Origin of the sequence: Actinomadura sp. GC306, assembly GCF_004348665.1 — a bacterium.
GTDB lineage: Bacteria > Actinomycetota > Actinomycetes > Streptosporangiales > Streptosporangiaceae > Spirillospora.
On the sequence record NZ_SMKM01000055.1, the window covers coordinates 20,377 to 28,930 of the forward strand.

9 protein-coding genes are annotated in these 8,554 nt (G+C 72.4%); 3 read left to right on the forward strand and 6 right to left on the reverse strand.

The features are described from left to right. Window positions 1-21: 21 nt before the first annotated feature. The 3 genes from eda to edd are packed head-to-tail and all read right to left on the reverse strand — an operon-like array spanning window position 22 to window position 3,442. Window positions 22-648, reverse strand: a complete 627-nt coding sequence (gene eda / locus E1200_RS11020) for a bifunctional 4-hydroxy-2-oxoglutarate aldolase/2-dehydro-3-deoxy-phosphogluconate aldolase (protein WP_131951741.1) — start codon at window positions 646-648, stop codon at window positions 22-24. Beyond that, window positions 645-1,634 carry a glucokinase gene (glk, locus tag E1200_RS11025; protein WP_243708476.1) on the reverse strand — a complete coding sequence of 330 codons (990 nt, stop codon included), beginning with the start codon at window positions 1,632-1,634 and terminating at the stop codon, window positions 645-647. Before glk ends, eda begins: the two co-directional genes overlap by 4 nt. Then, entirely contained in the window at window positions 1,631-3,442 is a 1,812-nt protein-coding gene (edd, locus tag E1200_RS11030; RefSeq protein WP_131951743.1) for a phosphogluconate dehydratase, read from the reverse strand. Before edd ends, glk begins: the two co-directional genes overlap by 4 nt. Before the next feature lie 146 nt (window positions 3,443-3,588). On the opposite strand from edd, the gene E1200_RS11035 reads away from it, so the two are divergent. Then, on the forward strand, window positions 3,589-4,707 hold the full coding sequence (locus tag E1200_RS11035) for an ROK family transcriptional regulator (protein ID WP_131951752.1): 1,119 nt from the start codon (window positions 3,589-3,591) through the stop codon (window positions 4,705-4,707). A 6-nt stretch (window positions 4,708-4,713) separates the two neighbouring features. On the opposite strand, the gene E1200_RS11040 is transcribed toward E1200_RS11035, so the two are convergent. From E1200_RS11040 to E1200_RS11050, 3 genes are all read right to left on the reverse strand, one after another. After that, the gene (locus tag E1200_RS11040) at window positions 4,714-5,634 is read right to left on the reverse strand and encodes a hypothetical protein (protein ID WP_131951744.1); all 921 of its coding nucleotides are present in this window, start codon (window positions 5,632-5,634) and stop codon (window positions 4,714-4,716) included. Next, entirely contained in the window at window positions 5,634-6,149 is a 516-nt protein-coding gene (locus E1200_RS11045) for a hypothetical protein (protein ID WP_131951745.1), read from the reverse strand. The genes E1200_RS11040 and E1200_RS11045 overlap by 1 nt, the downstream gene beginning before the upstream one ends. A 309-nt stretch (window positions 6,150-6,458) precedes the next feature. Then, window positions 6,459-7,103, reverse strand: coding sequence for a hypothetical protein (locus E1200_RS11050; RefSeq protein WP_131951746.1), 645 nt, complete (start codon window positions 7,101-7,103; stop codon window positions 6,459-6,461). A 69-nt stretch (window positions 7,104-7,172) separates the two neighbouring features. Here E1200_RS11050 and E1200_RS11055 point away from each other — a divergent pair, with 69 nt between their 5' ends. Together E1200_RS11055 and E1200_RS11060 are read left to right on the forward strand one after the other, a co-directional pair. Continuing rightward, window positions 7,173-7,787, forward strand: a complete 615-nt coding sequence (locus tag E1200_RS11055) for a TetR family transcriptional regulator C-terminal domain-containing protein (protein WP_131951747.1) — start codon at window positions 7,173-7,175, stop codon at window positions 7,785-7,787. Then, window positions 7,784-8,434 carry an SUMF1/EgtB/PvdO family nonheme iron enzyme gene (locus tag E1200_RS11060; RefSeq protein WP_131951753.1) on the forward strand — a complete coding sequence of 217 codons (651 nt, stop codon included), beginning with the start codon at window positions 7,784-7,786 and terminating at the stop codon, window positions 8,432-8,434. The genes E1200_RS11055 and E1200_RS11060 overlap by 4 nt, the downstream gene beginning before the upstream one ends. The last annotated feature ends 120 nt before the right edge of the window (window positions 8,435-8,554 follow it).

Sequence of the window (8,554 nt, forward strand, 5' to 3'; positions counted from 1 at the left end):
CCGCACGAGCAGCGCCGCCGGTCACCCGGTGCGCAGGGCCGCCGCCTCGGAGGCGAGCTTGCGGATGCGGTCCCAGTCGCCGGCGCGGACGACGCTCGCCGGGGTCAGCCACGAACCACCGACGCATCCGACGTTGCCGAGCGCGAGGTAGTCGGCGGCGTTGCGCGGGCTGACCCCGCCGGTCGGGCAGAACCGGATCCGCGGCAGCGGCCCGGCGAGCGCCTTGAGCGCGGTCGCGCCGCCCGCCGCCTCGGCGGGGAAGAACTTCATCGCGGTGATCCCGTCCTCCAGCAGAGCCATGGCCTCGGACGCGGTGGCGACGCCCGGCAGGAACGGCAGGCCGGTCGCGGCCATCGCGGTCCGGAGCCGGGGCGTGCAGCCGGGGCTGACCAGGAATCGCGCCCCGGCGGCGGCCGATCGCTCGGCGTCCTCGGGCCGGACGACCGTCCCCGCGCCGACGACCGCGCCCGAGACCTCGGCGGCGATCCGCTCGATCGCCTCCAGCGCGGCGGGCGTGCGGAGCGTCACCTCGACCGCGGGCAGGCCGCCGTCGACGAGCGCGCGGGCCATCGGGACGGCCGCGGCGGCGTCGTCCAGCACGACGACGGGGATCACGGGCGCGAGGGCGAACAGGTCTTCGGCGATCATGCGGGTTCCAAGGTGTCGGGGACGGGCGGGGTCTGCGCGATCCGCATCGTGGCGCCGGCCAGGGCCGGGCGCGGATGGACGATGAGCGCGGTCGGGATGCCGCGCACGTAGTCCTCGACGGGGGCCTTCCCCTCGAAGCGGGCGCGGAACGCGCTGGCGCGCAGCACGTCCGCGATGCGCGGGAGGATGCCGCCGCCGAGATAGACGCCGCCCCGGGCGCCGAGCGTCAGGGCGACGTTCCCGGCGAGCGACCCGAGCAGCGCGCAGAACATGTCCAGGACCTCGCGGCACACCGGGTCGCCGGGGCGTTCGCAGATCTCCTTGGCGGTGAGCCGCTCGGCCGGCCTGCCGTCGATCGCCGCGAGGTACCGGTGGATGCGGGTCAGGCCGCTGCCCGACAGCAGGAGCTCGGCCGTGGCGGAGCCGTGCTCGTCGCGGAGCCGCCGCGCGACCTCGATCTCCCGGTCGGTCGCGGCGGGGACGTCGACCTGGCCGCCTTCGCCGGGCAGGGGCACCCATCCGGAGGAGGTGGGAACGAGGCCCGCGACGCCCAGGCCCGTGCCCGGGCCGACTACGGCGAGGGTTCCGGCGGTGGACGGATTGCCGGTGCCGATGGGGATCAGGTCGTCGGCGCGGAGGCGCGGGAGGGCGAGGGCGAGCGCCTCGAAGTCGTTGATGACCTCCAGGTGGGGCAGGCCGAGGTGGGCGCGGACCTCCTCGGGGGTCCCCTTCGGCCAGCCCGCGTTGGTCAGGTGGAACCTCCCGTCCGTGACCGGCCCCGCGACCGCGAGGCAGGCCGCGGAAGGCCGGACGTCCGGGGCGTATCGGCTCAGGTAGGCGGCGGCTGCTTCGGCCAGCCCGGCGTGGTCGCGGGTGGGCAGGCAGTGGACGCGGTACGGGTCGCCGTCCGGGCCGTCCACGAGCGCGAACCGCGCGTTCGTCCCCCCGACGTCCGCGACCAGCCACGGCGGGCGCGCGCCGCTCACGAGAAGATCCCCGCGCCGCGCTCGGCCGGGCCCACCGCGTTCCGGAACGCCTGGAACAGCTCGCGTCCGGTGCCCCATACCTGGTCTGCGGCCACGGCCGCGGGCTCGCGGGCGGCGAACTCCTCGTCCGGGACGAGGACCTCCAGCACTCCCCCGTCCGCGTCGAGCCGGACGACGTCGCCGTCCCGGACGCGGGCGAGCGGCCCGCCCGCGGCGGCCTCCGGCGACACGTGGATCGCGGCGGGCACCGCCCCCGAGGCGCCCGACATGCGGCCGTCGGTGACCAGCGCGACGCGGTGCCCCCGGTCCTGCAGGACCGACAGCGGCGGGGTGAGCCGGTGCAGTTCCGGCATCCCGTTGGCGCGCGGCCCCTGGTTGCGGACGACCGCCACCACGTTCCGGTCGAGTTCCCCGGCGGCGAACGCGTCCTGAAGGCCCTCCTGCGAGTCGAACACGCGGGCGGGGGCCTCGATCGTCCGGTGCCCGGGGCTGACCGCCGACACCTTGATGACCGCGCGCCCCAGGTTGCCGCGCACGGTGTGCAGGCCGCCGTGCGTGTCGAACGGCTCGGCCACGGGGCGCAGGACGTCCGTGTCGCCCGATGCGGTGACGGCCTCCCGCCACTCGGCCCGGCCGCCGTCGAACTCCGGGACGCGCCGGTAGTCGGCGAGGGAGTCGCCGCCGACCGTCCTGGCGTCCTCGTGCAGGAGCCCGGCGTCGATCAGCTCGCCGATGAGGAACGCGGTTCCGCCGGCCGCGTGGAAGTGGTTCACGTCGGCGGACCCGTTCGGGTACAGGCGGGTGAGCAGCGGCGTGATCTGGGACAGCTCGTCGAAGTCGTCCCAGGTCAGCTCGATCCCGGCCGCCGCCGCCATCGCGACGAGGTGGAGCGTGTGGTTCGTCGAGCCGCCCGTGGCGAGCAGCGCGACGATGCCGTTGACGAACGCGCGCTCGTCGAGGAGTTCACCGATGGGCGTGTAGTGGTCGCCCAGGTCGGTCAGTTGCAGGACGCGCCGTCCGGCCGCCTCGGTGAGGGCGTCCCGGAGCTTGCTGCCCGGCGGGACGAAGCTCGCGCCCGGCAGGTGCAGGCCCATGACCTCCATGAGGAGCTGGTTGGAGTTGGCCGTCCCGTAGAAGGTGCACGTGCCGGGCGAGTGGTAGGACGCGGCCTCGGCGGCGAGCAGCTCGTCGCGCCCGGCCTCCCCGGCGGCGAACCGCTTGCGGACCTTGGCCTTCTCGCCGTTCGGCAGCCCGGACGCCATCGGCCCGGCCGGGACCAGGATCACCGGCAGGTGCCCGAACGACAGCGCCCCGATCACCAGCCCCGGGACGATCTTGTCGCAGACGCCGAGCAGCAGCGCGCCGTCGAACATGTCGTGGGACAGGGCCACCGCCGTCGCCATCGCCACCACGTCCCGGCTGAACAGCGACAGCTCCATGCCGGCGCGCCCCTGGGTGATGCCGTCGCACATCGCGGGCACTCCCCCGGCGAACTGGGCCGTTCCCCCGGCCGACCGGATCGCGGCCTTGAGCAGGGCGGGGTAGTCCTGGAGCGGCTGGTGCGCGGACAGCATGTCGTTGTACGCCGACACGATCGCGATGTTCGGCGTGACGTCGCCCCTGAGCCAGAGCTTGTCCTGGACGCCGCAGGCGGCGAAGCCGTGGGCGAGGTTCGCGCAGCCCATGCCCCCGCGCACCGGGCCTTCCGTGCGCGCGTTCTGGAGCCGCTCCAGGTAGGCACCGCGTGTCGCGGCACTCCGCTCGGCGACTCGCCGGGTCACTTCCGCCAGCACGGGATGTACGGCCATCGAACGCTCCAGACCAGGGGGACCTTCGCGATCAAGCTACCGAGACATTGGTGAGCACGACAACCCTACTTACGAACTTTCTTTTACATAAGTCGGGCTATTGCGCCAACTGGACGCACTGAACACGATCGTGCTTGACTGACCGGATGCCGCGTCCCGCCGTCCGCCCCTCCACGAGCGGCGACATGCTGCGCCTGATCCGCGAGAACGGCGTCGCCACCCGCGCCGAGCTGGGACGCGTCACGGGCCTCTCCCGTCCGGCGGTGGCGTCCCGCGTCGCGGACCTCATCGCCCGCGGCCTGGTCGTCGAACGCGCGGACGGCCCGTCCACCGGCGGACGGCCCCCGGCCCGGCTCGCCTTCAACGCCGCCGGCGGGACGGTCCTCGTCGCGAACCTCGGCCAGTCCCGCGGCCAGGTCGCCGTCTGCGACCTCGCGGGCACGATCCTGGCCGGCGCGGACGGCCCCCCGGCCGAGGTGACCCCCGGCAAGACGCTGCCCCGCCTCCTCGACCAGTGGGCGTCGCTCCTGGAGACCTCGGGGATCGACGCGGGCACCGTCCGCGGCGTGGGCCTCGGCGTGCCCGATGCCGTGGAGCACGCCGCGGGACGCTGGGACGACGTCGAGATCGGCCCGCCGATCTCCGGCCGCTTCGGCGTCCCCGCCTACCTCGACAACGAGGTCAACGCCGCCGCCCTCGGCGAGCACCGGGCCCACCCCGGCGTGGACGACCTCCTGTTCGTCAAGGTCTCGACGGGCATCGGCGCGGGCCTCATCGCGGGCGGCCGGATCCAGCGCGGAGCCCTGGGCGCCGCCGGCGAGATCGGGCACGTCCCCGTCCCGTCCCCGGTGGACGCGCCGTGCCGCTGCGGCAACGTCAACTGCGTCGAAGCCCTCGCGGGCGGCACCGCCCTCCTGGCCCGCTCGCGGGCGCACGACCTTTCCGGCCTCGCCGCGCTGGCCCGCTCCGGCGACCCCGCGACCGTGGCCCTCCTCCGCGACGCCGGCCGCCGCATCGGCGAGGTCGTCGCCACCGCCGTGAATCTGCTCAACCCGGCCGTCGTCGTCCTCGGCGGCGACCTAGTCGGCGCCGACGAGCCGCTGATCGCCGGCCTGCGCGAGGTCGTCTACCAGCGCTCCACCGCCCTCGCGACCCGCAACCTGCGCATCGAACCGAGCCGCCTCGGCGAGTCCGCCGGCCTCACCGGCTGCGCCACGATGGTCCTCGACCACATCCTCGCCCCGGAGACCATCGACGCGACCTGACCTGCCTTACCTCTCCTCGTCCTTGAAGACCTTGCGTTCCTTCGACCTGCCGGGAAACACGACGAGCAGGTGCCGCTCCGCAGGCAACTCCGGGGAGATCGTCTCGGGCTCGTCCCTTCCGCGCACGTACACGCGGAGCCGATACGAGCCCGGGCCGGAAACAGTGACGGCCGGCAGTGCCATCGGTCCCGTGTCCGAGCCGACCCGCAACCGTCCGTCCGGACTCTCGATGCCGACTTCGACGACCCGATCCCAGCCCTTGAGCGCGAGCGGCGGCCTCTTCCGATACGCCCGGACGGTCAGGCAGAAATCTCCCTGCGTGCCCGTGCTCACCGTGGCGGAGCCGCCCGCCGCCTCGACCAGCCCGTCCGTGGGCGCGGCGCCGCCTACGTCCCCGACGAGATAGCTGCCGCTCTCACCACCCGAGGCGAGTTCGGTGCCCTCCTTGACCGGCTCGGACCCCGGCGACACGGTCCGCTCGCAATATGCTCTGGCCCTCGCCTGCTCTCGCTCATACTCCGCCCTGCGCGCCGCACGCTCGCGTTCCTGCTCGCCCAACCACCGCGCGGCCGTTCGCGGGCACAGGTAAGCCATTTCCTCAAGGGACGGCCAGTGAACCCCGCGCCGTCCCAGTTCAATAGGCGACGGAGGTTTTTCCCCACGGCACGCACGCCGTCCCTGATCGAGCAGGACCGCATCGGACAACGGGTCCTTCGGGGCCGGATACCTCCTGAACAGCTCCTTTTCGGGATACCCGCGCACAGAGCACAGGTAGGCGAGCCGCCTCTCCTGCTCTGAGAGCCGCTCCATCGCCGGCACCAACGTCCGGGAGTTCTGGGAAAGCGCCGGCTGCACATTGCGACAGTCGTCCGGACTCTCCATCACCACCCGGGGCGGTTCCTGATCGCCGGCGACGCCGAGCACCATTACCAGCACCATAGTTCCGGAAACCGCGCGGACCATCCGCGCACCCGGCCGGTGGACCGCCGCCAGGACCAGGGCCACGAGCACCAATCGCCATGTCCACCACGGGATGCGCCAGCCGGAAGGAGCGGCTGCCACAAATGCAGGCACGTCCGTCCCCATCGCGCCACGTCGTACCCGAGCAGCGCCGGCTCGGCGAGCGCCACAGGGACCAGGATCGCAACGACCGCCCACCCCACCGCGCGCCGCCCGGTGACCAGCCATACCAGGAACGCCGGAACGATGACGAGGTACGGCTTGGCGCTCAGGTATCCATAGCCCGGGAAATTCAAAACGTCCGCCTGGTGCCACCAGCCACCGCACTGACCGGGGGAAAGGATGAATCCCCTGCCGTATCCCTGAGAGTTCACCCCCAGCAGCGAAGCGGCCACGCCGACCGCGGCCGGCAGCAAACTCACCACGACCGCGGCCACCCACAAACATAACTGCGTCCGCCTGCTCCACTGCGACATGATCATGAACCATAGCGAGTCCACCGAGGAGGGATTCGCAAAATGGCCGACCGCCCACGAAGTGCCACTGACCGAACAAAGGAGTCACCCGCTCAGCGGCCACGAACGCAATCACGCATCAGCCCACGGACGGGGCCCTCCCTCCTGACATCGACCACCCCTGGCGCCCGGAGGCCCTGCACGCATCCGTACAGCCGCCCGAACCTTTCTCCCCCGCAACGCGGCTTGAGGCTGCCCGCGTTACTCGCCGGGCGACGCCCCACACGCGTCCACGGCCAGGCCGCTGCGAAGACCGCGCACCCGGGCTCGACGGGGTCAAGCGGTGCGGCGGCGGGCGGCCAGCGCCCACACGAGCAGGGCCGTCCCGGGGACGAGAGCGGCGAACGCGGCCGGCGTCAGAAAGCCGAACCGCAGGCCGATCGAGGCGTGCGCGTCCACACCGGGACGGCCGTCCAGGCGCATCACCACGACAGACCAGGCGCCGCCGGTCTTGTCCCACTTGAGGGTTCGCGTACCGGTGCCCGACGAACTCGCCACCCAGAACGGCTGCTGTGCCGGCGCAGCGACCTCGGACGTACCCGGCATCCGCCGGAAGACCGGGACGAACGGGCTGAGGTCGGCCGACACGAACTCCTCGTGCGATACCCCGCGCAGATAGCTCTCGACCCGCGCCTTCGGCCCCACCCCCACGAACAGCGGAACGCGGGGATCGACCGGCCGGACCACGATCGCGACCTCGGCGAGCTCCCCGGCATCGGGCATCGGGTCTCCGGCACGGGCCGTCTCCGCCCCCACCTCGATCTCATCGGTCTTGAGCACCGCGGTGGACGTGGTGAAGCGCTGCTCCGAGGTTCCGAAAGCTCCACCGGATGCGGCCTGCGCGCCTCCCGCCACGGCGAACCCGGAACCGGCGACCAGGAGCGGAACCGCGATCACGACGCCGAGCAGGCCACGCTTCATGATAAATCCCTTTTTAGTACGACTGTGCTACGAACCATGAACGTAACACAGTCGTGCTATAAAAGCGCCATGCCGAAGGTGGTGGATCCGGCCGAGCGCCGGCGGGAAGTGGTCGCGGCCGCGTGGCGGGTCATCCGGGAGGACGGGCTGGACCGGGCCTCGGTGCGCAACGTCGCACGCGAGGCGGGCCTGTCGACGGGCTCGCTGCGGCACTACTTCGCCACCCAGCCCGAACTGCTGGCGTTCACCCTCCGCACGATCATCGAACGGATCGAGGAACGGATAGCCGCCGCCCTGCCGGCGGACGGCGACCCCCGCGAGCGCGCCGCCCGCGTCCTGCACGAACTCCTCCCGATGGACGCCGAACGCGCCGCCGAGAACCAGGTTTGGCTGGCCTTCACCGCCCGCGCGCTCGTCAGCCCGGAACTGCGCGCCCTGTGCGAAGAGGCCCACGAGGCCCTGCGCTCAGGCTGCCGCGCCCTCGTCGAGTCCCTGGCCCCGGAAACCGACATCGAAAGGGAGACCGACCGCCTGCACGCCCTCGTGGACGGCCTGGCCGTCCACGCCGCCCTGCACCCCCGAACCACCACCCCGCCCCGGATGCGCGCCGCAATAGCCGCCCACCTGGACGAACTGCATACGACAGACGACTCGGCCGAGTCGGGTAAGAAGAAGCCGTGCTGATCGACATCCCCGCCGGGGAGATCGTCCTGCGGGACGAGGGGTCGAAGAGAAGTTGGACGGCCAGGGTCGGGGCCTTCCGCCTGGCGGGCCATCCCGTCACCCGCGAGTTCTACGAAGCCGTCGCGGGCGGACTGCCGCCGAGCCCGGCCGGGCCGCGAACCCCGGTGACCGAAGTGTCCTGGGTGGACGCGGTGCAGTTCTGCAACCTGCTCTCGAAGGCGCAAGGACTCGCCCCCTGTTACTCACTCAGCGACGACCCGGACGCGCAGGACGTGGAGTGCGACTGGGAGGCGGACGGCTATCGCCTGCCGTCCGAGGCCGAGTGGGAGTACGCGTGCCGGGCCGGTACCTCCGGCGTCCGCTACGGGGACCTGGACGAGATCGCCTGGTACCGCGACAACTCGGGCGGCGAAGTCCACGACGTCGCGACCAGGACCCCGAACGCGTGGGGCCTCCACGACATGATCGGCAACGTGTGGGAATGGTGCTGGGACCGCTACGACCCGGACGTCTACGGCCCGTATCGCGTGTTTCGCGGCGGAGGCTGGCAGGACCCGCCCCGAGGCTGCCGAGCATCCTGCCGCCGCAAAAGCCACCCGACCCTACGCATAGACGACCTGGGCTTCCGCCTAGCCCGCACCCACTGACCCAAGTGTTCCTAGTCAGTCAGAAGCCATCCCGACGAGATCCAACTCGCCACACCTGCTACGAGCCACATCCGCCCCTCCGCCACCGGCCAACGCAAGATCGTCTGCGCCCTCATGCCC